Source organism: Shewanella sp. BC20 (assembly GCF_003129585.1).
Taxonomy (GTDB): Bacteria; Pseudomonadota; Gammaproteobacteria; order Enterobacterales; family Shewanellaceae; genus Shewanella; species Shewanella seohaensis.
On sequence record NZ_NHRI01000021.1, the window covers coordinates 12,878 to 35,275 of the forward strand.

Here is a 22,398-nt window from a genome sequence, read left to right on the forward strand (position 1 = left end):
ACCTCAATAGTCCTGTAAGGCTTGCTTACCCGCATTACGCCAAAGTTCACCGTCCTTCGCGACTAACAATACAAATTGATGCTCAAGGTAAACGGCCTTCACTTTGCCTTTGAGTTGAACCTTTTCATCCGTCGCTAAACGGGTTTTATCTGTGCTAATGACCGCATCGAGGCCAGTCTGCTCGAGAATCTCTGCCACAGTTAATTCGAGGGAGACTTCCTCAAGTTGACCGAGTTTGATTTGACCCTTCACTCGCCCATCGCTCCCCATTAAGCGCAGCCCTAATCCCGCCAAGGCACCAATCACGCCTTGGCCAGTACCACCGTGCTCGGTGAGTTGGATCTGTAACTGCTCTGCAAGCTGATAGGCGGCTTCTTTGGTAATCACCTCACGCTTGGCGCTGAGTCCGAAGTCTATCAGCGCATGCACATCATAGTCGGAATCGACATCCAAAATCGCAATCCCAGGATCCGCCTTAGGCGCCGCTTCGGCCACCAGATGCGCGACCGCCAGACGATGGATTTCCGTCTGCGATAATGGCGACTGCAGCGCAAAACACATGGCACTGTTGTGTGAGGTGTAGGGAATGTCAGGGTGCACAAACAGTTGATGCCGTGTCACAAAGGAGGCCTTACCTCCTGAAGTTTGCGCGAGTAAGAGTGCAATTTCCTCGGCAATTTCGCCCGTGCCCTTAGTGCCAATGTCGTCGGTATCGTCGATACAAATAAGCCAATTTTTCATCGGTATTCCTAGCAGTTAAAACTTGTCACGGTGAAGGAGATCATGGGCCTTAAGCCTATGCAGCACGGGAGGCACTAACAGGGCACCTAAGGTGGCAAAGAATCCGCCCTTAAGCACGCTTGCGCCCCATTGGATCAGCACGACATCGAGCGCCATGCCCGCCAGCGCATTGGTCAGTGCCACTTTGACCGCCCACGCCATACAACCAACAATGCCTAAAATCACGCAGCGCCAATGCAGGCTTAATGTGAGCGGTAACAACAAGGCCACCAGATCCATAGCGATAGCAGGTAAGATAAACTTCAATAAAATCATTGGACCGCCCTTACCAACACCGAGCGCCATGGCGACTAAACCCGCAATGCCGCCACAGGCAATCATGCTGCCGAAACGCCCAAGCACGCCGTAGCAAATCAAGTAGAAGAAGCTCATTAAAAACATGCTGTGGCCAGAAAGCCCAAGCTTGAGCCTTAACATGCCCGTCAATGCCACCAGCAGGGTGGCACAAAAGCCGATAAACAAAGAATCCTGTAAGCTCAGGGGGAGTTTTTTATTCATTTTTTGTCTCTGGGTGAATGCCAATGGGTGGCACGTGAACTCTTACCAAAGTGGCGGCTCTGGGCCGCAACCGCCATCTGGCGAGATAATTTAAGCAATTGGATTAACACAGGAAACAGCACGCAGTACACCAATTCTGGCCAGTTTTTAGGATTCCGCAGCGCCTTAGGGGTAATGCGTGCGCCGCGCAGACACTGGATCTGGTAAATCTCGCGCACTTCGTCCGCCATATAGGGCAGCAAACTCAAAGATGCAGCCACCACAAAGGCCCATTTGCTCGGCAAGAATGCACTTAAGACTTCGCCGATACGCTCAGGCGCCGCCGTGATACACAACCACCATCCAGGGATAGTCGCTAAAATAATGCGTCCCACCACCACAGCGCCTTGGGCAAGGTGATCAACACCATAGAGCAGCAGATAAAGACTTAAGGTAATCGTCAGTTGAATCACGCCGAGTTTCACCACGCCCATTATACTGCCTCGGCGCGCTAACCCATGGAGCACGAGCAAGCCATTCACGGCCGCCAGCGGCAGCAGCAAATCGGCGGGCAATACAAAAGCGCAGGCGGAAAGTACGCAGACTAAAAACAGCGACAGCGCGCACAGAGTGGTTTCTTGCTTCTCGCGACTCCAACGCCGGCGGGCACGTAGTCGCCATCGACGACAACTAACCCACATAGCGCTCCTCCATCCCCATGGCTTCTTCTGCCAACAGCCCTTGGCGCAGGCTTAACTGCCGCGACACCGCACTGTGTTCCACCAGCCTGTGGCTGGTCATCAGAATCGCACTGCCTTGGGCACTGAGGCGCTTGAGCAGGAACCAAACTTTGCGATAGTACTCTTTATCCATACCCGCGAGCGGGTCATCGAGTAGCAGTACCTTAGGCTGCAAGCAGGCTAAGGATGCCAAGGCAATCAGGTGTTGTTGACCATAGGACAGCTTATGGGGCGACTGTTCGGCCAGAGTGCTCAACTCGAGATCAAGCAACATTTGCTCGGCACGCGCAGTCGGAAGTTCGAAACGATTCAAACTAAACTGCATCTCGGCCAGCACATTGGTTTCAAACAGTTGTCGACTCGGCCTTTGCAGCAATAGCCCTAACTCGGCGCCGTACACACCGAGTTTAGGTTTACGGCCTAGCACCTTGAGTGGCAAACGTAGCTTTAAGTGCAGCATGCCCGCGAGGGATTTTAAGAGGCTAGTTTTACCCGCGCCATTATCCCCCACTAAGGTCACTATCTCGCCCGCATGCAGTTGAAACCCTTGCGGACAGCTAAACAAGGGCTGACAACCATCGAAGCAAAAATCAAACGCCTCGGCGCTGACCAGCACTTTGCCTAAGTGATGTGCGCCTCCCCAAGCTCTCACTGGCACGTCCTGCACTGGGGCATCGCTAACGGTGTATATTCCCTCGGATAAACGGCCAGCCTCTAATTGCCAATAGTGCTGGATAATCTCGGCAAAGGCCGCCGCATTATGTTCCACCAGCACCAATGCCATACCTTCGGCAATCAAATTACGCAGCACTGCCAATAGCTCGCTTACACCGTGATCATCGAGCTGCGCCCATGGCTCATCGAGCAAGAGTAAATGCGGCTCGCACACCAACTGGGCGGCAATCATCAAACGGTATTTTTGGCCGAGGGAAAGGGTACTGACAGGGGTATCGAGCCGTAAAAACAGCCCGACGCGTCGCAGCGCTAACTGCACCTTAGGCAACATATTCTCGGCGGGGATGCCGAGATTCTCTAAGGCGAAGGCAACTTCGGCGCCCACGGTTTGCCTCAGTAGCTGGGTTTGAGGATCCTGCATCACTAAGCCAGTCACCAGCTCTGGATGACGCCAAATATCGCCCTCATGGGGACGCGACAGCACGCCCGCCAGTAGATTGAGTAGACTCGATTTCCCCGAGCCCGTTGGCCCGCTCACACAATGGCATTGGCCTGCGCCAATCGAGAGCTTAAGCTCCTGTAAAACTGGGGCTAATTGGCTACCATAGTTAAAGCTGACACCGTCGAGCTCGAGTAATTTCATCTTAAATCTGCCAGTTCACACCAACGAAGAACTGACGACCAGCCTGAGGCAATGCTTCACTCTGGTAGTAGTTCTCATCCAATAGGTTAGTGGCGCGCAGATACACTTCTAACTTATCGGCGATCAGCGGCTGCACTAAGTTGATATCCACTAAGGTGTAGTTATCCAGCGACTGCTGTTGATACTGGTTCTGACCGTTCACTTTCACCTGAGTCGCATAAACCTGATCGAGGATACGCTCCACATTGAGGTGGACTTGCGTCTCGAATGGGAATTCGTAACTCATTTGCCAGCGCAGCTGGTGACGAGGACGATATTGCAGCGCATCTAAGGTATCGTCGCCTTCCATTTCTTTCGAGTCTAGGAAGCTGTAAGAGAAGCTCAGATCTAAATGCTCAATCGCATGATTGTTAATCTGGAAATCAACCCCTTTGAACTCATAGCGCCCCATATTTTGGTAGAAACCATCAGTATCTTTGGCGATATAGTTCTTCGCATCGGTGTAAAAACCATAGAGCGAGAAGTCGGTGCTGGCTGGTAGGTTTTGATCCAGACCCAGCTCAACATGTTTAGACTCTTCCGCTTCTAACTCACTGTTACCCGATGATTGCGAGTACAAATTCACCATAGAAGGGAAACGTACTTTGCGGGCCACACTCAGGCTCAAACGAGAGTCAGGCACAATCTGCCAATAACTAGACGCCATCGCCGAGTAGTTATCATCCGTACCGTCTGAGGTATCGAGTGAATGGAAAGCCCCGCCCAAGGTGAAGCCATAGTTATGCTCTGACTGATACTGATATTCGGCCGCTGCAGTATATAACCATGCAGAATCATTTAGGTTTTCAGCGCTGCCAGAGCCTGTTCCACTGCCACTACCCGTGCCACCGCCAGAACCTGTTCCACTGCCACTACCCGTGCCACCGCCAGAGCCTGTTCCGCCGCCGCTACCCGTGCCACCGCCAGAGCCTGTTCCGCCGCCGCTACCCGTGCCACCGCCTGTTCCGCCGCCGCTACCCGTACCACTGCCAGAGCCTGTGCCGCTACCTGAGCCGCTGCCAGAACCTGAACCATTGCCTGTACCCGAGTTATTGCCAGTACCGCTGCCAGCGTTACTGGAGTAAGTGTCCACTACAGACTTCCAGCTCTGCTCTTCAGCAATCACAGAGGTGGTTAACAGCCCAGCTTTATGAAAATCGGTGATTAACTGTAAATTGACCCCTTGCACCACGGAACGGCCATCTTGGGTTTGCGTCAATGCTTGATAGGTTTCATCGGCATAGGCTGCTTCTAAGGTATCGCTTTGATTGTGATAACCAAATCCACGCAGGGTAAAGGTATCGTCAAACTGATGGGCTAAGCCGAGTTGGAAGGTATGCGAATCATAGTCGTCGGTACGCTCATACTTGAGCTTACCGCTGCCAGTACCATCACGTGAGGGTTTACCCCACTCACCATTACGCAGTGCCATATTGGCGATCAGCTGTGTCTTATCCGATAACCAATAGCTGCCTTGGGCATAGACGTTGGTGACTTCTTTATCTGAGTTAACTCTCAGCTCACCGTCTTGATATTGAGTTGGCTCGAAATCGTTCGACATAGGGAAACCATCGGTCTGCTGGCGGCTAACACTCACCAATCCCTGCCAATCATCGCCCGAGCCAGCGGCGCTAATATCACCATTAAAGGTATTGTCTTTACCCGCTTCTAAACGTCCAGACAAGGCGGGCGCTGTGCTGCCTTGCTTAGTAATAATATTGATCACCCCGCCAGCACCACTTGGGCCGTACAGAACTGAAGTCGGCCCAACCGACACTTCAACCGAGGCAATTTGGCTGGTTGGGATCACGCTCGGGTCGAACTGGCCATCGTCGGCACTGCTCATAGGTACGCCGTTCACCAACAGAGTGACATGGCGAGTCTTAAAACCACGAATATCGACCCTAGGAGTACCATCGCCGCCCACACGGATATAGACGCCTGGTACATTTTTCAGCACTTGGTCTAAGGTCTGTGCACCCAGAGCACGAATTTCGGCTTCGTCGATGCTCCAATGGGTGGTCGCCAATTGCTCCGCGTCAGCGCCTTCGCCGTGGACGACAATCACTTCATTCACATTCAGCAGGGGATCACGGGCGGTTTCATCGGCGGAGGCGGTAAAACTCAGCCCAATTGCCAGCGCTAAGGACGACACTCTAAAGGCGGTATTTCTGGTAATCATATTATTGTTGTCATACAGGAAATTTAAGATGTGCCCCCTATTGTGGTCGGAGAAATTTCCGTCTCAACCGAAAAAAAATCAAAAACCAACTCAGATCGACTAATTGCAACAAATGGAAAATGCGGTGCATCACAAAGAGACAAAATGTCCAACATAGACAACGGTATCGACAAAAAGACCCATCTGGGTCACATTTTTTAGCGTCTCAAAATGAGACTATGGCAAAAGTCACACACTCGCGGGTTGCATCTTGACACTGAGGGCCTCGGCCTTTAATTTGAGCGAAAGATTCTTATTTACCCGCTCTCATCCACTCGGTGTAAATGACTTTAAAAAGAATGGATTAACTTACCGCTGACTGCCGGAACTTCAGCCACCACCTTCATCTCGTTACCTTTGGAGTTTTATTTGCCCGCTCACGCCCTGTCTGAAGACCTTAAGTCTCTCATCGACAAACTCATTCAATTGAAGCAGGTTCCACCGACGGAGCCGATAGTGCAGTTATCCTTAACAACTGTTTCTATCCCTTTGATTTCATGGCTGGCATCCCAAAACCAATATCCGCGCATCTACTGGCATGGACGTGACAAGGTTGAAGAAGTGGCGGCGATTGGCGCCTGTAAAGACTTTAAGTTTGAAACCGGCGTCGATGATGACACCTTAGCGGAAATTTACCAGCAGCAACGCGCCTTAACCACAAATCCCGAGATCCGTTACTACGGCGGCGTGGCGTTTGACCGCAGCATAGAGTCCTGGCCAGAGTTTGGTAATAGTCGCTTTGTGCTACCGCGTATCGAATTTAGACGCAGCGCGAACCAGTTCAGTTTGCGGGTCAATCTGAACTTTGCCGATAGGCATCCCGAAGCGGAAATCGACCTCGCCATTGCCGCGATAGAAGCTGTGCTACCCGCTCGTCCGCTCGCGCCGCCCAATAAACTTGCGCTGTTGAGCCGCACCGATATTCCCGATTTTCCGCGTTGGAAGACCTTAATCGAGCAAGTAGTTGAGCCCAAGTTTAACCAAGAGACGCCCAAGGTGGTACTGTCGCGCCACACTGAGCTTGAGGTTAATGCACAGGTCGATCCTTGGATGGTATTGGCCTGCTGGCAAGGGCGTAATCCGAATAGTTTCCAATTTGGCTTCCAATTTAGCCCCGAGCGCACTTATATCTCCTGCTCGCCAGAGCGGTTATTTCGCCGTCGTCAGCAGGAATTGTTTACCGAGGCGCTTGCTGGCACCACAGTACGTGGCTTAAACCAAGAAGAAGACACGGCACTGGCCAACGCGCTGCTCGAAGACAACAAAAACAGCATAGAAAACCAGCTGGTTCGCCGCCATATCGTCAGTATGCTCTCCCCCTTGAGCCAACATGTGGGCGCCGAAGAAACCGCGACGATTTTTAAGCTAAATCATATTCAGCATCTCCACCGCGCCATTCGCGCCGAGTTAAAGCAGGGCGTGAATGACTTCCAATTGCTACAGGCTCTGCACCCAACTCCTGCAGTGGGTGGCCTTCCCCGCGAGTCTGCCATGCGCTTTATTCGCGAACACGAAGGCTACATGCGCGGCTGGTACGCCGGTGCCTGTGGTTATTTCAATAAGTACGAGAGTGAATTTTCGGTGGCGATTCGTAGCGCCTTGATTGAACCAGGCAAGATCAATCTGTTTGCCGGGGCGGGGATTATTGCGGGCTCAGATCCCGAGGCGGAATGGCAGGAGCTGGAGAATAAGCTGGCGACGATTATGTCAATTTTGATCGAACTCTAACAGCCAGCTCAATAGCCATTGGCTTTAGTCTCAGTGTAGAGTCGTTCCTGCTCACCGGAATCAATCAGCTTTTTATGTTCAATATCAAAATGTTGCTTTAGCATCCGCCCTTTTTCCGTATTGGCAAAGGCGAAATAGGTTTCGGCGGTGAGCACCCCAGGAATAATCACAAACTGCTGCGGCGCCTTCAACTGGGGGACGAGAGTCTCCATATTCTTTCTGTAATCCAGCACGGCATCGGTTCGCCCCGCATTCACGCTATTTAGCATGCTTAAGATATCGCTGCCTTCCTCATAAAACATCGGGGTCGTCGTCAGCATGTTATAGCGATAGGCCAGCATGGCCTGCACTTTCTTGTGGGATAGGCTCTCCATCCCCGACCAAGTCGCCGCAATTTGCGGGGTAACGGCGGCATCGATAGAGTCGAGTTCAACGGGGTTTTCACTCAGTAGGCTGTTTTTCACATCCCCCTTGTAAACACTGAGGATCATATCCACTCTGCTGGTTTCAACCATATAAAGCGTGCGGGCAAAGGGCATAAACTGCACATCGAGTTGCCAATCGGGAGCAGGAAACGCCCGGCGGAGAATATCGAAGTAATAACCCGTCTCATCAGGATTGGAGAAACCCTGCCACGAAGCAGTGACCAGATGGATCACTACGGGCTTAGCCGGTGTCGCGTAGGTACACAAACTCAATAAACTAAAACACAAGGCCGCAAGAAATGATCGCATCGCGTTCTCCTTCCATTTCTTAACAGTGTAGGATAATTTCCCTGCCTGTGCTGTGACCTTATCGACCACTCCTCTTCGAAACTCAGGGCTAAATTGCTTGGAATATAAACAGTAAGCTTGCATCTTCGAACCTGGTCACTATAATGGCGACCCCGATTTCAGCACGCTGATATTGGCTAAAATAACAACAGATCATTTAGCGGGTTCCCTCACCCCGCCCTACACAACTAAAAAGGCCACATATGTTAATGTTAACCCCTGCGCAGCTTCGCCGCGCACTCCTGCTATTAGTGGGATTTCACATACTGATTATTTGCGTCAGCAACTACTTGGTACAACTACCGTTTCAATTGTTTGGTTTTCACACCACTTGGGGCGCGTTTAGTTTTCCCTTTGTCTATCTCGCGACCGATCTCACCGTGCGCATCTTTGGACAAACACCAGCCCGTAGCATCATTCTCAAGGCCATGGTGCCTGCGTTGATGATTTCCTATGTCATGGGTGTGGTATTCCATCAAGGCAGCTTCCAAGGGATTGATTCCTTGAGCCAATGGAACACTTTTGTGTTTCGCATCGCCTTCGCCAGCTTCGCGGCTTATTTGATTGGCCAGCTGATGGATATCACAGTCTTCGCTCGCCTACGCCAGAGCCCTTCTTGGTGGGTCGCGCCTGCGGCATCGACCATTGTCGGTAACTTAGTCGACACCTTAGTGTTCTTCAGTGTCGCTTTTTATGCCTCAACAGACAGCTTTATGGCGGCCAACTGGCCCGAAATCGCGGCCGTGGATTACAGCTTCAAGTTACTCGTGAGCTTAGGGTTATTCCTGCCCGCCTACGGCGTCCTGCTGAAGGTCTTACAAGACAAGATCTTGCAAACCAGCCCACAAAAATCATTTTCCTGATTAACTCAACTGGCCAGACCTGTTATAATTTGAGCAGTTTTTTGTTCAGCCCCACTGTGTTTATGCGCATTTGGGGCTGATTTTCTGTGAGAGAAAATTATGTATTCAATTGAAATCAAAGCACTGACAGCTCTGACACCTGAGTTGACCACGCAGCTTATCGAACTGAGCAAGCAAATCCCTGAACTCGACCGTCCGCTGACCAGCGAAACACTGGCTGAACGTCTCTCGGATAAGACTTGCTTGATTCTCTTAGCCTATGTGGAAGGTGAATTGGCAGGCTTTAAGCTGGGATACGAACAGGCTGATGCCGTGTTTTACAGTTGGTTAGGCGGTGTTGCGACCGATTTTAGACGTTTAGGTCTGGCACAAAGCCTATTGGAATACCAAGAAACCTGGGCGAGCCGCCAAGGCTACAAGCTGATCCAGGTTAAGACCATGAACCGCTTCCCCGCCATGCTCAATCTGTTGATTAGAAACCAGTATTTGATTACTGAACTGAAGGCCGATCCGCAAAGCCTGATCGACCATAAACTGCATTTAAGCAAGTCGATTGCGACTGCTTAAATGCGATTTACATAAAAATGTGCATTTTTTGCGAGAAATAGCTTGCAAACCTAATTGAGAATGATTATCGTTAACTTGCGTTCCAAAACTCATCTTTAACACGGATGACTGGTAATCTGACGTTGTTAAAGTGCTCCTGAGTTTGCAAGCACGACATTGCTCACACACACTCTTTTGTGGCCGGATTCATCATCCGGCTTTTTTTTGCTTTTTATTCAGTGAATCAATCTCATAGCATTTAGTGCAGAGTCGCTTTTAAGATGACATTTCGGTGCTTTGGCCGGAAAAATGTAAGCCATCGTAGGGGTTGTTTTGCTGATCTTCCTTCGCCTCATGGTACAAACCAATAGTGAAGATAGACCCCTTACCCAGTACAGAACTCACCTCTATGGTGCCACCGATACGCTTGATAATGCCGTAACTTAACGATAATCCAAGGCCTGTGCCGTCTTTACGCGTGGTGTAGAAGGGATCAAAAATCCGCCCTAGTTGCTCAGGCGCAATCCCCGAACCTTCGTCCTCAACCTCAATTTTCACCCCAATCGGCATATCTTGCTGTAGCCAATCATAGGTTCGCACCCAAATCCTGCCCTTACCGTCCATCGCATGGGCGGCGTTAACCACAAGGTTAATCAGCACTTGCAGCAACTGCGGGCGATTAACCTGCACAGGGCAGCTGGCGTTCAGTTCAGTTATCAGCACCACTTCTTGTTTCTGAATCGAGTGCCGCACTAATACCAGCATTTCCTCGATGATAGGCGTAATAGGATGCATCTCTAAGGGAGCGTTAAACTCACCAGGGCGACTGTATTGCAGCAGGCTGCGGATAATAGTGCTAATACGGCCAACCTGTTGGATAACAAGGTCGATTTCTTCTTTTACCGACTCGGCATTATCTCCAAGCTCATAACGCAGCAGCTCCATATTACCGAGGATCACCGCCGTTGGATTATTGATCTCATGGGCAATCCCTGCGGTTAGCTCACCCAGCGCAGTTAACTTTTCATTGGTCACTAACTGCTGGCGAGTCTCATTGAGTAACGCCACGTTACGCTGCAACTCTAAGGTCTTATCCTGCAGGCTACGAGTCCGCTCCTCGACCTTCATCTCGAGTTGTTCGGCTGCGGCTTGAATTTGCGCGTTGCGCCGCTGCAATAAGTCGAGCATACGGTCGAACTGCTCGGCAAGATTCGACAATTCATTATCCCTGTCCAGCCCCAAGGCGCCAATACGCACATTGCGACCAGACTGCACCGCTTGCACCACATGGTGAATGCGCTCAATTGGTTGCAACAAGCTGTAAGCGCCGCGGTAAACCAACAAGCCGGAGATCAGCAGTACCAGCATCAGAATCGTGCCTAACTCTATGATATTAAGCAGGTAGTTATGGATAAAGGGCGACTCTGAGAATCCGGTATAGATCATACCGACACGTTGCCCACGGATATCTTCTAAGGGCGCATAGGCGGAAATAAACCAATCGTTAAACACAAAGGCGCGATCGACCCATAACTCACCGTGATTCAGCACTTTTTCGCGCACTTCCTCCGACACTAAACTGCCGAGCGCTCGCCCTTGGGGTTCATTCGACTGTGGGAAAAAATGCAAAGGCACGTTAGTTGAGACACGAATATTGTCGAGGAAAATGGTCACAGTACCGATGGAACGCTCCGGCAACGTGCCCTTGTCGTAGACGAGGTCGCGGATATGGTCGACGATGCGCGTATCCCGATTAAACAACACGCCACCATCGAGATACCAAGCCACTTTGCCCTCAAAATCGGGGATCGGCAGCAAACTGCGGCTCAGTAGACCACGGTCTTCCACTTGTTTATTCGGGCTTTGCGCCCGCAATGTCGCCAGTAATGGAATCGCCGCCCTTTGGGCTAAATCCGGATCAACCCGCGCCAAACGTTCAGGTGATAACACCATCAGCCCCGAATAGGGTAAAAGACCACCTATTTTCGGTAAAATTTGTCGCAAATCAGGGTCTGACGCGGCCTCGGCCACACTGACAAGCCTTAGAAAATCCAGATCGAGTTGCTTTTTTTGCTCATTTAAAAAGGCATCTATACTCGCCCTGTGGGCCAACTCGCCAGTGAGAATGGGCCGAAAATCATTTTGAAAAGTCCATGAGGTCATCACTCGTTCGAGCTGTTTCTCCTGACGAACTTGCACCTGTTGCAGGGTATTTTCAGCCACAGCCAGATCGGCTTTTACCTTCATAAACAGTTGCTTGCCTGTGTAACTGATATTCCAGTAAATCGTGATAAACACTAAACTCACCAAGGTGAGCAAAATCGGCAGCAAGGTGAGGATCAGAATGCGATAACGCACTTTGGCCTGCATTTGCTGCCAACTGACACCAAAAAAGTGAGTAAAAAACGACACTTAGAACTCCTGCTCGTCGCTAACGTCAAACCACTCTTTATACTTGCGATCTAAGGTCTTACGGGAAACGCCTAAGTCCCTCGCCGCCGCCGATTTATTGCCAGAATGCAGATCCACCACGCTGGTCACATGGTGTTTTTCGACTTCTTTCAACGGCCAATCTAAGGGATAACCTTGGGAAGCCGAAGACTCTGTCTTCACCTGCTGCTTCCAGTATTCCGCTGGCGGCTTGCCAAGCAGAATGCAGCGTTCAATCATATTGCGCAGTTCACGGATATTGCCTGGCCACTCGTGCTGTTGCAGCTTCACCATATCCTCATGGCTCCACACGACTTCGCGCACACCCAATTCGGCCGCTAATTGGCGAGTAAAGTGGTGGGTCAATTCGACCACATCTTCCGGACGCTCACGCAGGGGAGGAATTAAAATATCCAACACATTCAATCGATAATAAAGATCACGACGGAAGTTACCCGCCTCGACTTCATCCACCAGCGTGCGGTTAGTGGCCGCAATCACCCGGACATCGATATTCACTTCCTTCTCACTGCCGACGGGGCGAATCGCCTTCTGCTCTAATACCCTGAGCAGTGCCGTCTGCATCTTGAGGGGCATCTCACCAATTTCATCGAGGAAAATAGTGCCGCCGGAGGCAAAACTGAATAAGCCTTCGCGATTTCCCTTAGCGCCGGTAAATGCCCCTGCCGTATGGCCAAAGAGTTCACTCTCCAGTAGTTCGGGGGCAATCGAGCCGCAGTTAACGGGCACAAATGGTCCTTGGCGGCCGCTGAGTAAGTGTAATTGGCGCGCGACAAGCTCTTTACCCGTGCCCGATTCGCCTTGAATTAACACCACGGCGTTGGTCGGTGCCACGCGCTCAATCACTTGCTTGACCGACTTCATGGCTTCGCTGCTACCGATAATGGTGGAGGAATAGCCGATAGAGACCTCACGGCGCAGCATTAAGTTTTCGCGGCGCAGCAAACGGCGTTCAATACAACGGTCAACCGCCGACATCATCTGCTCGAGGTGGAAGGGCTTCATAATAAAGTCTGAGGCGCCAGCTCGCAGCGCTTTAATCGCGACTTCTAAATCCGCATAGCCAGTCATAAAAATCACATCGGAGCGGCGGCCTTGTTCATCTAAGGCTTCGTGCCACTCGATGCCCGAGCGACCCGGTAAACGGATATCGACAATCAATAGGTCGAAGTGGCAGCGACTACGTAACTGCTCAGCATCTTCAATACTGCCCGCCGTTTCGACTAAGGCGAATTTTTTCGAGAGCGCCTTATTCAAAAAGCTACGCATCCCCGGCTCGTCATCGACGATCAGGACAGACACAGCGGAAGGAAGGGGCTTGAGGTTATTATCTATCTGGCTCATAGTGCTCACTTCTGGACATTTTGACTCAATTGCGACCAATTCTAGCATTGAAACTAGACAAATAGGTCACTATGAACCATAAGAAGCATGCGCTGAGACAATTTGTCTGCAAACTATTTGTTGAGCCTGAGATCAGGGTCACAATTTAGATCAAGCTGTGAACGTAAATGCGTCATTGTTGGTTTGGCATCCTATTTGCTTTCAATCGAACGCATTACAATTTACGGAACCTCCCACTCAGTAGGCAATTGAGTCGGAACCCTATTTTTCGCCAAGGAGTATCCATGCTAAACGTGAAATCCCATATGAAGTCATTACTGGGCCTGGTTGTTGCAGCCAGCATGCTCACAGTGTTACCCGCTCAATCGGCTGAAGTGATCAAGTTAGCCACCACCACCAGTACTGAAAACTCAGGTCTGTTAAAAGAATTACTGCCTAAGTTTGAAAGTGAATCAGGCTACAAAGTACAAGTTATCGCAACGGGTACAGGTAAAGCGCTGAAACTGGGCGAGCAAGGCGATGTGGATTTAGTGATGACCCACGCCCCAAGTGCTGAAGCAAAATTTGTTGCCGACGGTTTTGGTGTTGAGCCACGTGGCATTATGGAAAACGATTTCGTGGTGTTAGGTCCTAAAAACGACCCAGCAAAACTACGTGAAAGCAAAACCGCCGAAGAAGCCTTCGCAAAAATAGCCAAATCTGGCTTACCTTTCGTCTCTCGTGGTGACAACTCTGGCACCCACATCAAAGAGTTAGAAGTATGGAAAGCCGCAGGCGTGACTCCTGACTTCAAAGGTTACACTTCAGTAGGTCAAGGCATGGGTAAAACCCTGCTGATGGCAAACGAATTACAAGGTTACACTCTGTCTGACCGTGGTACTTTCGTGGCGTACAAAACTAAGCTGGACTTAGGTGTCGATTTCGATGGCGGTAAAACGCTAGCGAACCCATATCAAGTGATTCTGATCAACCCAGCTAAATACCCAGATCTGAACCACAAAGGCGCCAAAGCCTTCAGTGATTGGCTGATCAGCAAAGAAGGTCAAGCCATGATCAACAACTTCAAAGTTGAAGGCGAGCAACTGTTCAAGGCAACCTATAGCGAATGAGCGAAGGCTGGCTAGCACTGTTACAGCAGGCGTTAAGCCTGCTGTTTTCATTGGACCCCGACGTTTGGTCCATCATCTCTGTCTCGTTTTCGGTTTCTTTCGCGGCGCTGCTCATCACCTTAGTCCCCTCTATGGTGCTCGGTTTTGTGTTGGCGTTTGCCCATTTCCCCGGAAAGTGGTTTGTCACTAACTTAGTACAAACCTTGCAATCGATCCCTACGGTCGTCATTGGCCTGCTGGTGTATCTCATCTTGACCCGCAACGGCCCGCTTGGGGATTTAAAGTGGTTGTTTACTCAAGAGGGGATGATCCTCGGCCAAATGATGATTTGCGCCCCCGTGATGATCGCCATGAGTCAAGCGGCCTTCACCAGTGTCGATCGCCGGGCATGGGAAACCTCTCGCACCCTAGGCGCCTCTTGGTTTAGCGCGGTCTGGACAGTCTGCCGTGAACTGCGTATGCCGTTATTACTGGCGATTGTCGCGGCCTTTAGCCGTATTCTCACCGAAGTCGGCTGTTCTATGATGGTCGGCGGCAACATTTTAAACGTAACACGTAATATCCCGACGGCTATCGCACTGGAAACCAGTAAAGGCGATTTCGCCCAAGCTATCGCCCTCGGATTAGTGCTGCTAATCTTGGCCTTGATCCTCAACTTTGCCTTAGGTAGTTTACGCGGCAAAGAAACGCCAAGGAGCCATTAACTTATGACCCAAGCCAAACTGATCGCCCGTGACTTGGAAATGTCCTTTGGCTCGCGCTTATTATTCAAAGCCCATAGCCTAGAGTTGTGCCAAGGGAACGTCATTTATTTGCAAGGTGACAACGGCTCTGGCAAGTCGACCCTGATGAAGATCCTCGCGGGTTTACAGCCGCCATCTAAGGGCAAGATTGAAGTCAGCGGCTTTAAAAAGGACCCATGGTGGACTCGCAACCCTTTGCTGGGCAAAGCCGTTTACCTCCACCAGCATCCCTATCTATTTGATGGTACAGTCAATTACAACCTGACCTACGGCTTACCCTTTGCGACCTCAAAAACCGAAACCAAACGCAGAATTGGCCAAGCAATTGAGATGGCGCAACTTGGCTCGCTATTACAGGCCAGAGCCAGCAATTTATCCGGCGGCGAAAGGCAACGACTCGCCATCGCCCGCGCTTGGATTTTGCAGCCAAAGTTACTGATGCTCGATGAGCCGACCTCCAACATGGATAAAGACTCCCAAGCCTTAGTGCTGCAAATGATCCAACAGCTCAAACAACAAGGGACGGGAATGCTATTAAGCAGCCACCAAAACTGTGCGCTCACCGCCATTTGCGAGCAGCAGTGGCACATTGAAGACCAACAGGTGATAACCTCCCGTCAGCAAACGCCCACAAACTCCACACAGGGATCTTTATATGTCGTTGCAAATTGATGCCGTAATTCTTGCCGGAGGTATGGCGCGCCGTATGGGCGGGGACGATAAAGGCCTCGTCGAGCTAAACGGCAAGGCCATGATTGAACACACTATCGAGCGGATAAAACCTCAGGTTAAGGAGATCCTGATCAACGCAAATCGTAACCAAACACGTTATGCTGAGTTCGGTTTTACCGTGTTGAGCGATGAGCATACTGGGTTTCTCGGCCCCTTGGCGGGCATGATCACTGCTACGGGTCACACTCAAGCAGACTATCTGCTCGTGGTGCCCTGCGATTGTCCGCTGCTGCCGCGGGATTTAGTCGCCCGCTTATTGGCCGCCATTGAGGCAAATGATGCTGAACTTGCCGTTGCCAGCGATGGTGAGCGTGAGCAGCCCGTGGTGATGTTACTAAAGCCGAGCCTGCGCGAGTCGATGACCGCCTTTCTCGAAGCGGGTGAGCGTAAAATTGATTTTTGGTATGCCAAACATCGCTTTGCGGTGGCGGCCTTTGCCGATCAACCCAATGCCTTCGTCAATGTGAACACGCCAGAACAAAAACAACGACTGGCTGCAGAGATAAACCAAAGCTAAGGCTTCAAATTTCCTAGATTAGAGGTGCAAATGAGTACTCCCTTCGTCAATCCGCTATCTATTCCCGTTCTCGGATTTTGTGCCTATAGCGGCACGGGGAAAACCACCCTACTCAAGCAATTGATCCCCGAATTAAATCAGCGCGGCCTGCGTCTGGCGGTGATCAAACATGCTCACCACAATTTCGATGTCGATATTCCCGGTAAAGATAGCTACGAGATGCGCAAAGCCGGTGCGCGGCAAATGCTAGTCGCCTCCCATGTGCGTTGGGCGCTAATGACCGAAGATGCCCGCGATGGCGACCCAGAGTTAGTCCACCTACTCAAGCAAATTGAAGCCGATAAAGTCGATATCGTCTTAGTCGAAGGCTTTAAAAAACTCACGCTACCGAAAATTGAGCTACACCGCGCCGCCCACGGTAAGCCGTTTATCTATACCCAAGACGACAATATTCTCGCCATCGCTTGCTGTGATGACACAGAGCTGCCGAGCGAGCTAAGAAGACTCGACCTTAACAATGTCGCGCAAATTGCTGACTTTGTGATGGAATATGCCAATAGCTGGCAAGCACCCAACCCCGCATTACCAATAGCGACTGTCGATGCCTGCACCTTGGGCAGCGATAAGAACCTCAGCGTGAGCCAAGGCTTGGCGCAGATTTTATCCCATGTCACGCCGGTCACTGAGGTGGAAGAGGTAGGTTTAGATGCGTTAGATAACCGCGTGCTCGCCCGCGACAGCATTTCGCCCGTGGATGTACCGCAGCAAACCAACTCGGCGATGGATGGTTATGCCTTCGCCTATCAAGATCCGCTGCCTGCAAGCTTTACCTTAGTCGGCGAAGTCCTCGCCGGACATCAATATTCGGGCACACTCAAAGCGGGTGAAACCGTGCGCATTATGACGGGCGCGCCCGTACCTGCAGGCGCAGATACAGTTCAACCTCGAGAGCTGGCTAACGAGGCCAATGCCAAGGTCAGTTTCGATGGCCGCATTCAGCAGGGCCAACACGTTCGCCTTGCGGGTGAAGACATTGGCCAAGGCCAAGTTGCCCTCACCCAAGCCACACGCCTAAGCGCCGCCGAACAGGGCTTATTAGCCTCCCTCGGCCTTGACCATGTAACGGTTTATCGTCGCCCGACCGTGGCCGTGTTCTCCACAGGTGATGAAGTCAGCCAACCCGGCGAGGCTTTGAATCCAAACTGTATCTATGACTCGAACCGTTACACCATCAAGGCGATGGCAAAACGTTTAGGTTGTGAAGTCATTGACTTAGGTATTATCGAAGATTCCGAAAGCGCGCTCGAAGCGACCTTAACCAAAGCCGCGGCGCAGGCCGATGTGGTGATCAGCTCAGGCGGCGTTTCCGTTGGCGACGCCGACTACATCAAGGCCGTGCTAGCGCGCCTTGGCAATATCGACTTCTGGCGGATCAATATGCGCCCCGGTCGCCCACTCGCCTTTGGTAAGGTCGGCGATAGCCTCTTCTTCGGCTTGCCCGGCAATCCAGTGGCTGTGATGGTGTCATTCCTGCAATTTGTGCAACCTGCGCTGCGTAAACTCGGCGGTGAAACAAACTGGCAGGCGCCGTTATTCCCGGCGATTACCGATGAAACTCTACGTAGCCGCACGGGCCGCACTGAGTTTATCCGCGGAATTTATCGCCTCGGTAATGATGGTAGGCTGCATGTGACCAGCACTGGCAACCAAGGTTCGGGCATGCTCAGCTCTATGGTCAAAGGCAATTGCCTTATCATCATTGGAGATGATGCAGAGGCGGTAAATGCGGGTGAAACCGTATTTATTCAACCTTTTGCCGATCTTCTATAAGAGCCACTGAGTCCCTATGAGCCAACTCGTGGATGCCTTTGGCCGTCAGGTCGAATATTTACGACTCTCAGTGACGGATCGCTGCGATTTCCGTTGTGTCTATTGCATGACGGAAGATCCCTGCTTCTTGCCCAAAGACCATGTCCTGCACCTCGAAGAGTTGGCTTGGATTGCCCAAGCCTTTACGGAACTGGGGGTGACTAAAATTCGCCTCACCGGCGGCGAGCCCTTGGTGCGTAGCGATTGCGATCAACTGGTGCACTTACTGGGCAAGCTCCCAGGGCTCAAAGATTTATCGATGACCACTAATGGTTCTAGGCTCAGTAAGTTTGCCAAGCCTATGTTTGATGCGGGTCTTAAGCGCTTAAACATCAGCCTAGATACCCTTAACCCCGAGCTCTTTACCCAACTGACACGCAACGGTAAGTTAGCACGTGTGATCGAAGGGATTGATGTGGCCATCGCCGCAGGTTTTGAGCGCATTAAAATCAATGCGGTGATCCTTAAACAGCAAAACGACCATGAAGTGATTGATCTGGTTAATTTTTGCCGTGACCGAAACCTAGATATCGCCTTTATTGAAGAAATGCCGCTGGGTGAAATGGACGAGCGCAAAGACGCGCGTCATTGCAGCAGTGATGAAGTTAAGGCCATGATTAACGAGCATTATCCCCTGCAACTTTCCAATAAACGTACAGGTGGCCCCGCGCGTTACTACACCATGGCGGATAGTCCGATTCATATCGGGTTTATCTCACCCCATAGCCACAACTTTTGCCACGAATGTAATAGAGTGCGCGTAACCGTAGAGGGGCAATTATTGCTCTGCCTAGGTAATGAACACTCCATTGATTTAAAAAGCATTGTGCGAGAATATCCCGGGGACATTGAGCGCCTTAAAACCGCGATTCTCCAAGGCATTAAGCTCAAACCTAAGCAGCATGTTTTCGATAATAGTGGCGTGCAAATCCTGCGCTTTATGAATAGCACTGGCGGTTAACCCCTTCGTCCTAGGGCTAGCATCTCTATTTTGCCGTGATACACTCATGGCATCAGTCCCCTTTTTTGTGTCACTCTTGCCATGGCGCTTACTCGTAAACAGTGGAATAACATCATTATTCTTGCCTGCATTTTTATCATTGCAGTGCTGACGTTTATGGACAAGAAAACCCATAATGTGCCGAGTGATGCCCAGCTGTTGTTTGATGATAATGCGCCGCTGGCACAGTTGCAGCTAGATGGTGTGTGGCTGCATAAACAAGCCTCTGGTTGGGAGTGCGATCCGCTTGTGCTCAACTGCACCCAATGGGTCAAGGCTTGGCAAGCCCTAAGAGTTTCGCCCCTCAGTGAGGCACCACAACCCACTGGCAAGCCGCAGGAACTGGTGATCCAAATTGCCGAGATCCGCCAATCGCAACGTTGGATTTATTTCCCCGAGGACGGTGTGCTCAAATCACCCGCTGGCAACTGGTATTTAGTGCCCCCCAACCTAAGGGCCGATTTACAGCCTATTCTCGATGCCAAATCCACCAGCTAATCTATTACCTAAAAGAACTCAATCATGCCGGAATTACCAGAAGTCGAAGTCACCCGTCAGGGCATAGCCCCACATCTTGTCGAACAAACCGTGGTTGACCTCGTAATCCGTAACGCCTCACTGCGTTGGCCCGTTCCCGAACTTGCCAAACAGATCATCGGCCAAACCATACGCCAAGTGCGTCGCCGCGCTAAATATCTGTTAATCGATACCGATGCTGGCACCAGCATAGTGCATTTGGGGATGTCGGGCAGCTTGCGGATCCTGCCCCATGACACGCCAGTGGAGAAGCACGACCATATCGATCTTGTCCTCGCCAATGGCCGAATTCTGCGATTTAACGATCCTAGACGTTTTGGCGCTTGGTTATGGTGCCAATTGCCAGAGGAAGCCCATCCGCTACTGGAAAAACTCGGGCCAGAACCTTTGACCGACGCCTTTAACGTCAATCAGTTAGCTGCCGCACTGGCGGGCAAGAAGAAGGCCATCAAACTCTGCCTGATGGACAACCATATTGTGGTGGGTGTGGGAAATATTTACGCCAACGAAGCACTCTTTGCCGCAGGGATACACCCCGAGGCGGAGGCAGGCAAGATAGATATTGAACGCTTAACGGTACTGGTTGCCGAGGTCAAACAAATCCTCGCCCACGCCATCAAGCAGGGCGGCACTACGCTTAAAGACTTCACCAATGCCGAGGGTAAACCCGGCTATTTCGCGCAGAAGCTGCATGTTTACGGCCGCGGCGGCGAAACCTGCACTCAGTGCGGCAATCTACTCAGCGAAATCCGCCTTGGTCAACGCACCACAGTATTTTGCGGCATCTGCCAGACGCGTTAATCTCGCCGATAAAAATGCCTGCAATTGCAGGCATTTTTAGCTTCTTCGATATGGCTGTTGATTACTCTTTTAACCAACGACCTGGATGGTCGGTAAAGTAGCGGTACACACGCTCTGGTGCTTGGCACTGAGGCTTAAGCTCTGACGCGGATAACAAAATCCATTCGTCACGGTGGGCAATCCCCATGCTCTTACCGCCTTTGATATCGAAACAACTCAGCTCGGCACCGCTAGGCACTAACACATAACGCTGTTTGTTCTCCTGCATCCATTGCCACGCGTTACGCTCCTGCTCTTCTACTGGCGCGAGATAACTAAAGTGCGTCACACTCATGGGCGAGAACAAAATAAATTGCTCTTTAAAGTTTACTAAGCCAAGTTCGGCATCCTCACCTATCACCTCGGCGGTGTGTAGCATCAGGCTTCTGGGGGTGCGCATTTCATCGAGCATAGCGTAACCCCAAGTGCTCACCAGCACCCAGCCCAAGGCGGAAACTAACCCCACTTTCACCAGTGCAAACTGACGACGCGCCAGCCACAGCACGGCACACCAAAGCACCCCGAGCACAATAAATAAGTAACCAATGCCAGTGAGATCATCGGTATAATCCGCCAGCGCTTTGACAAGCGCAGGGTGATGGATAAATGCCAGCACACCGGCCACTAACACGAGTGCGCCCAAGAACCACAGCACACCAGTGACTAGTTTTTCAAACCAAGCTTTGGGTGAAACTCCCGTTAATACCGCCGACGCCGCCAAGGCCAACATAGGTAATGCGGGCAGAATATACACGTTGCGCTTGCCCGGGCTGATACTGAAAAACAGCACCACGAGTCCGACCCAAATCAGCAGAATCGCAATGGTGGGATCGGCTTTTACCTTTTGCAGCCACTGTTTCCAATAGGCGACCACCAGCAACGAAATCGGGAACCACATCCAAGGGATCACACTCAGCACGAAGAAATACCAAGGCTTGATATGGTGCCAAGCATTGACGTAACGCTCGCCCGTTTGCTTAAACAAAATATTATTTTGATAGGCCACCATCTCGGGCGTGCCATGGGCTTGAACCGTCATCACCATGGGCACTAACCAACAGGCAATCACGGCCAACATGGCCAACGGCCCCGCTAGGCAAAGCCAAGTTAAGCGCCCCTCGAAACAAGTCTTATCTTTGAAGGCGTAAATCCCAATTGGAATGAGCAACAATAGGGGCAAGAAACCAACCCCCTTAGTGATCACCCCAAGTCCCATAAATGCCCAGCCAATAAAATACCAATGCCACTTAGGCCCAAGCATAAAATGTCTGATTAATCCGTAACACCCCACGGTTATCCAACACATCACCATGGCATCTATCTGGGCATTTTTCGCCTGCATCAAAAACTGCGGCACGATAAGGAGCAATAGTGCAGCATTGCGGCCAACCCGCACATTCCACAATCTGGCACCCAGATCATAGACAAGAAATACCGTCAGCAAGCCACAAAAGGCATTGGGGAGTAAGAAGGAGAGTTTTAACGACCCAGTGAGTTGATAAAACAGGGCAATCGCCCACATAAACACTGGCGGCTTATCGGGATAATATTCCCCGCCCCGGGTAGGGAATAACCATTGACCCGAGGCCACCATTTCCCGCGCGACCTCAACAAACCGCGGCTCGTCGGCGGGCCAAGGGGAACGAAAACCTATGCCAACCAGTAAGATCAGCAAACTCATCAACAACAGCGGCCAGAGTACTTGGTAATAATCTTCGCTATTGAAACGACGATTCAATGCATCCATTCC

The 22,398-nt window shown here is 51.1% G+C and carries 20 protein-coding genes; 11 read left to right on the top strand and 9 right to left on the bottom strand.

Going from position 1 to position 22,398, the window contains the following annotated elements; all coding sequences use genetic code 11:
* Nucleotides 1-3: 3 nt before the first annotated feature.
* From CBX96_RS18180 to CBX96_RS18200, 5 genes are read right to left on the bottom strand one after another with little or no spacing between them, the layout of a single operon-like run.
* The gene (locus tag CBX96_RS18180) at nucleotides 4-741 is read right to left on the bottom strand and encodes a DNA-binding protein (protein ID WP_109287629.1); all 738 of its coding nucleotides are present in this window, start codon (nucleotides 739-741) and stop codon (nucleotides 4-6) included.
* 15 nt (nucleotides 742-756) lie between these two features.
* On the bottom strand, nucleotides 757-1,299 hold the full coding sequence (locus tag CBX96_RS18185) for a hypothetical protein (protein ID WP_011624585.1): 543 nt from the start codon (nucleotides 1,297-1,299) through the stop codon (nucleotides 757-759).
* Entirely contained in the window at nucleotides 1,296-1,979 is a 684-nt protein-coding gene (locus CBX96_RS18190; RefSeq protein WP_089068838.1) for an energy-coupling factor transporter transmembrane component T, read from the bottom strand. Before CBX96_RS18190 ends, CBX96_RS18185 begins: the two co-directional genes overlap by 4 nt.
* Nucleotides 1,969-3,336 (bottom strand): ATP-binding cassette domain-containing protein, encoded by a 1,368-nt coding sequence (locus CBX96_RS18195; protein WP_109287630.1) that lies wholly within the window; start codon nucleotides 3,334-3,336, stop codon nucleotides 1,969-1,971. The genes CBX96_RS18190 and CBX96_RS18195 overlap by 11 nt, the downstream gene beginning before the upstream one ends.
* Before the next feature lies 1 nt (nucleotide 3,337).
* Nucleotides 3,338-5,557, bottom strand: coding sequence for a TonB-dependent siderophore receptor (locus CBX96_RS18200; RefSeq protein WP_109287631.1), 2,220 nt, complete (start codon nucleotides 5,555-5,557; stop codon nucleotides 3,338-3,340).
* Nucleotides 5,558-5,965: 408 nt separating this feature from the next.
* On the opposite strand from CBX96_RS18200, the gene CBX96_RS18205 reads away from it, so the two are divergent.
* Entirely contained in the window at nucleotides 5,966-7,324 is a 1,359-nt protein-coding gene (locus CBX96_RS18205; protein WP_109287632.1) for an isochorismate synthase MenF, read from the top strand.
* Between the two features lie 8 nt (nucleotides 7,325-7,332).
* On the opposite strand, the gene CBX96_RS18210 is transcribed toward CBX96_RS18205, so the two are convergent.
* Nucleotides 7,333-8,058 carry an ABC transporter substrate-binding protein gene (locus CBX96_RS18210; protein ID WP_109287633.1) on the bottom strand — a complete coding sequence of 242 codons (726 nt, stop codon included), beginning with the start codon at nucleotides 8,056-8,058 and terminating at the stop codon, nucleotides 7,333-7,335.
* A gap of 242 nt (nucleotides 8,059-8,300) precedes the next feature.
* Between CBX96_RS18210 and CBX96_RS18215 the strand changes: the two genes are divergently transcribed.
* Together CBX96_RS18215 and CBX96_RS18220 are read left to right on the top strand one after the other, a co-directional pair.
* Entirely contained in the window at nucleotides 8,301-8,960 is a 660-nt protein-coding gene (locus CBX96_RS18215; protein WP_109287634.1) for a 7-cyano-7-deazaguanine/7-aminomethyl-7-deazaguanine transporter, read from the top strand.
* A gap of 99 nt (nucleotides 8,961-9,059) precedes the next feature.
* Nucleotides 9,060-9,527 carry a GNAT family N-acetyltransferase gene (locus tag CBX96_RS18220; protein WP_011718785.1) on the top strand — a complete coding sequence of 156 codons (468 nt, stop codon included), beginning with the start codon at nucleotides 9,060-9,062 and terminating at the stop codon, nucleotides 9,525-9,527.
* A 255-nt stretch (nucleotides 9,528-9,782) separates the two neighbouring features.
* Here the strand turns inward: CBX96_RS18220 and CBX96_RS18225 are convergent, their stop codons facing one another.
* The gene (locus tag CBX96_RS18225) at nucleotides 9,783-11,918 is read right to left on the bottom strand and encodes a cache domain-containing protein (protein ID WP_109287635.1); all 2,136 of its coding nucleotides are present in this window, start codon (nucleotides 11,916-11,918) and stop codon (nucleotides 9,783-9,785) included.
* Nucleotides 11,919-13,301: a sigma-54 dependent transcriptional regulator gene (locus CBX96_RS18230; RefSeq protein ID WP_011718787.1), complete on the bottom strand. Its 1,383-nt coding sequence runs from the start codon at nucleotides 13,299-13,301 to the stop codon at nucleotides 11,919-11,921. It abuts the gene before it with no gap.
* A 284-nt stretch (nucleotides 13,302-13,585) separates the two neighbouring features.
* Between CBX96_RS18230 and CBX96_RS18235 the strand changes: the two genes are divergently transcribed.
* From CBX96_RS18235 to mutM, 8 genes are all read left to right on the top strand, one after another.
* Nucleotides 13,586-14,410: a substrate-binding domain-containing protein gene (locus tag CBX96_RS18235; RefSeq protein WP_011624595.1), complete on the top strand. Its 825-nt coding sequence runs from the start codon at nucleotides 13,586-13,588 to the stop codon at nucleotides 14,408-14,410.
* A complete protein-coding gene (locus CBX96_RS18240; protein WP_011624596.1) occupies nucleotides 14,407-15,114 on the top strand; it encodes an ABC transporter permease in 708 nt (235 codons plus the stop codon). The genes CBX96_RS18235 and CBX96_RS18240 overlap by 4 nt, the downstream gene beginning before the upstream one ends.
* 3 nt (nucleotides 15,115-15,117) lie before the next feature.
* Nucleotides 15,118-15,825 carry an energy-coupling factor ABC transporter ATP-binding protein gene (locus tag CBX96_RS18245; protein WP_109287636.1) on the top strand — a complete coding sequence of 236 codons (708 nt, stop codon included), beginning with the start codon at nucleotides 15,118-15,120 and terminating at the stop codon, nucleotides 15,823-15,825.
* Nucleotides 15,809-16,402 (top strand): molybdenum cofactor guanylyltransferase MobA, encoded by a 594-nt coding sequence (mobA, locus tag CBX96_RS18250; protein WP_109287637.1) that lies wholly within the window; start codon nucleotides 15,809-15,811, stop codon nucleotides 16,400-16,402. The genes CBX96_RS18245 and mobA overlap by 17 nt, the downstream gene beginning before the upstream one ends.
* Before the next feature lie 30 nt (nucleotides 16,403-16,432).
* Nucleotides 16,433-18,232 (top strand): bifunctional molybdopterin-guanine dinucleotide biosynthesis adaptor protein MobB/molybdopterin molybdotransferase MoeA, encoded by a 1,800-nt coding sequence (locus CBX96_RS18255; RefSeq protein ID WP_109287638.1) that lies wholly within the window; start codon nucleotides 16,433-16,435, stop codon nucleotides 18,230-18,232.
* Nucleotides 18,233-18,248: 16 nt separating this feature from the next.
* On the top strand, nucleotides 18,249-19,232 hold the full coding sequence (gene moaA, locus CBX96_RS18260; RefSeq protein WP_109287639.1) for a GTP 3',8-cyclase MoaA: 984 nt from the start codon (nucleotides 18,249-18,251) through the stop codon (nucleotides 19,230-19,232).
* 81 nt (nucleotides 19,233-19,313) lie between these two features.
* Nucleotides 19,314-19,769: a hypothetical protein gene (locus CBX96_RS18265; protein WP_109287640.1), complete on the top strand. Its 456-nt coding sequence runs from the start codon at nucleotides 19,314-19,316 to the stop codon at nucleotides 19,767-19,769.
* A 24-nt stretch (nucleotides 19,770-19,793) separates the two neighbouring features.
* Complete coding sequence (mutM, locus tag CBX96_RS18270) at nucleotides 19,794-20,609, top strand: bifunctional DNA-formamidopyrimidine glycosylase/DNA-(apurinic or apyrimidinic site) lyase (RefSeq protein WP_011624602.1); 816 nt, start codon at nucleotides 19,794-19,796, stop codon at nucleotides 20,607-20,609.
* A gap of 61 nt (nucleotides 20,610-20,670) precedes the next feature.
* Here mutM and CBX96_RS18275 read toward each other — a convergent pair whose 3' ends face one another.
* Nucleotides 20,671-22,395 (bottom strand): glycosyltransferase family 39 protein, encoded by a 1,725-nt coding sequence (locus CBX96_RS18275; protein ID WP_109287641.1) that lies wholly within the window; start codon nucleotides 22,393-22,395, stop codon nucleotides 20,671-20,673.
* Nucleotides 22,396-22,398 lie beyond the last annotated feature (3 nt).

Coding starts and splice junctions, on each gene's coding strand:
- CBX96_RS18265 (WP_109287640.1), top strand. CDS start 19,314: ATGGCGCTTACTCGTAAACAGTGGAATAACATCATTATTCTTGCCTGC.
- CBX96_RS18220 (WP_011718785.1), top strand. CDS start 9,060: ATGTATTCAATTGAAATCAAAGCACTGACAGCTCTGACACCTGAGTTG.
- CBX96_RS18185 (WP_011624585.1), bottom strand. CDS start 1,299: ATGAATAAAAAACTCCCCCTGAGCTTACAGGATTCTTTGTTTATCGGC.
- CBX96_RS18230 (WP_011718787.1), bottom strand. CDS start 13,301: ATGAGCCAGATAGATAATAACCTCAAGCCCCTTCCTTCCGCTGTGTCT.
- CBX96_RS18210 (WP_109287633.1), bottom strand. CDS start 8,058: ATGCGATCATTTCTTGCGGCCTTGTGTTTTAGTTTATTGAGTTTGTGT.
- CBX96_RS18195 (WP_109287630.1), bottom strand. CDS start 3,336: ATGAAATTACTCGAGCTCGACGGTGTCAGCTTTAACTATGGTAGCCAA.
- moaA (WP_109287639.1), top strand. CDS start 18,249: ATGAGCCAACTCGTGGATGCCTTTGGCCGTCAGGTCGAATATTTACGA.
- mobA (WP_109287637.1), top strand. CDS start 15,809: ATGTCGTTGCAAATTGATGCCGTAATTCTTGCCGGAGGTATGGCGCGC.
- CBX96_RS18190 (WP_089068838.1), bottom strand. CDS start 1,979: ATGTGGGTTAGTTGTCGTCGATGGCGACTACGTGCCCGCCGGCGTTGG.
- CBX96_RS18200 (WP_109287631.1), bottom strand. CDS start 5,557: ATGATTACCAGAAATACCGCCTTTAGAGTGTCGTCCTTAGCGCTGGCA.
- CBX96_RS18180 (WP_109287629.1), bottom strand. CDS start 741: ATGAAAAATTGGCTTATTTGTATCGACGATACCGACGACATTGGCACT.
- CBX96_RS18275 (WP_109287641.1), bottom strand. CDS start 22,395: ATGGATGCATTGAATCGTCGTTTCAATAGCGAAGATTATTACCAAGTA.
- CBX96_RS18245 (WP_109287636.1), top strand. CDS start 15,118: ATGACCCAAGCCAAACTGATCGCCCGTGACTTGGAAATGTCCTTTGGC.
- CBX96_RS18240 (WP_011624596.1), top strand. CDS start 14,407: ATGAGCGAAGGCTGGCTAGCACTGTTACAGCAGGCGTTAAGCCTGCTG.
- CBX96_RS18215 (WP_109287634.1), top strand. CDS start 8,301: ATGTTAATGTTAACCCCTGCGCAGCTTCGCCGCGCACTCCTGCTATTA.
- mutM (WP_011624602.1), top strand. CDS start 19,794: ATGCCGGAATTACCAGAAGTCGAAGTCACCCGTCAGGGCATAGCCCCA.
- CBX96_RS18235 (WP_011624595.1), top strand. CDS start 13,586: ATGCTAAACGTGAAATCCCATATGAAGTCATTACTGGGCCTGGTTGTT.
- CBX96_RS18255 (WP_109287638.1), top strand. CDS start 16,433: ATGAGTACTCCCTTCGTCAATCCGCTATCTATTCCCGTTCTCGGATTT.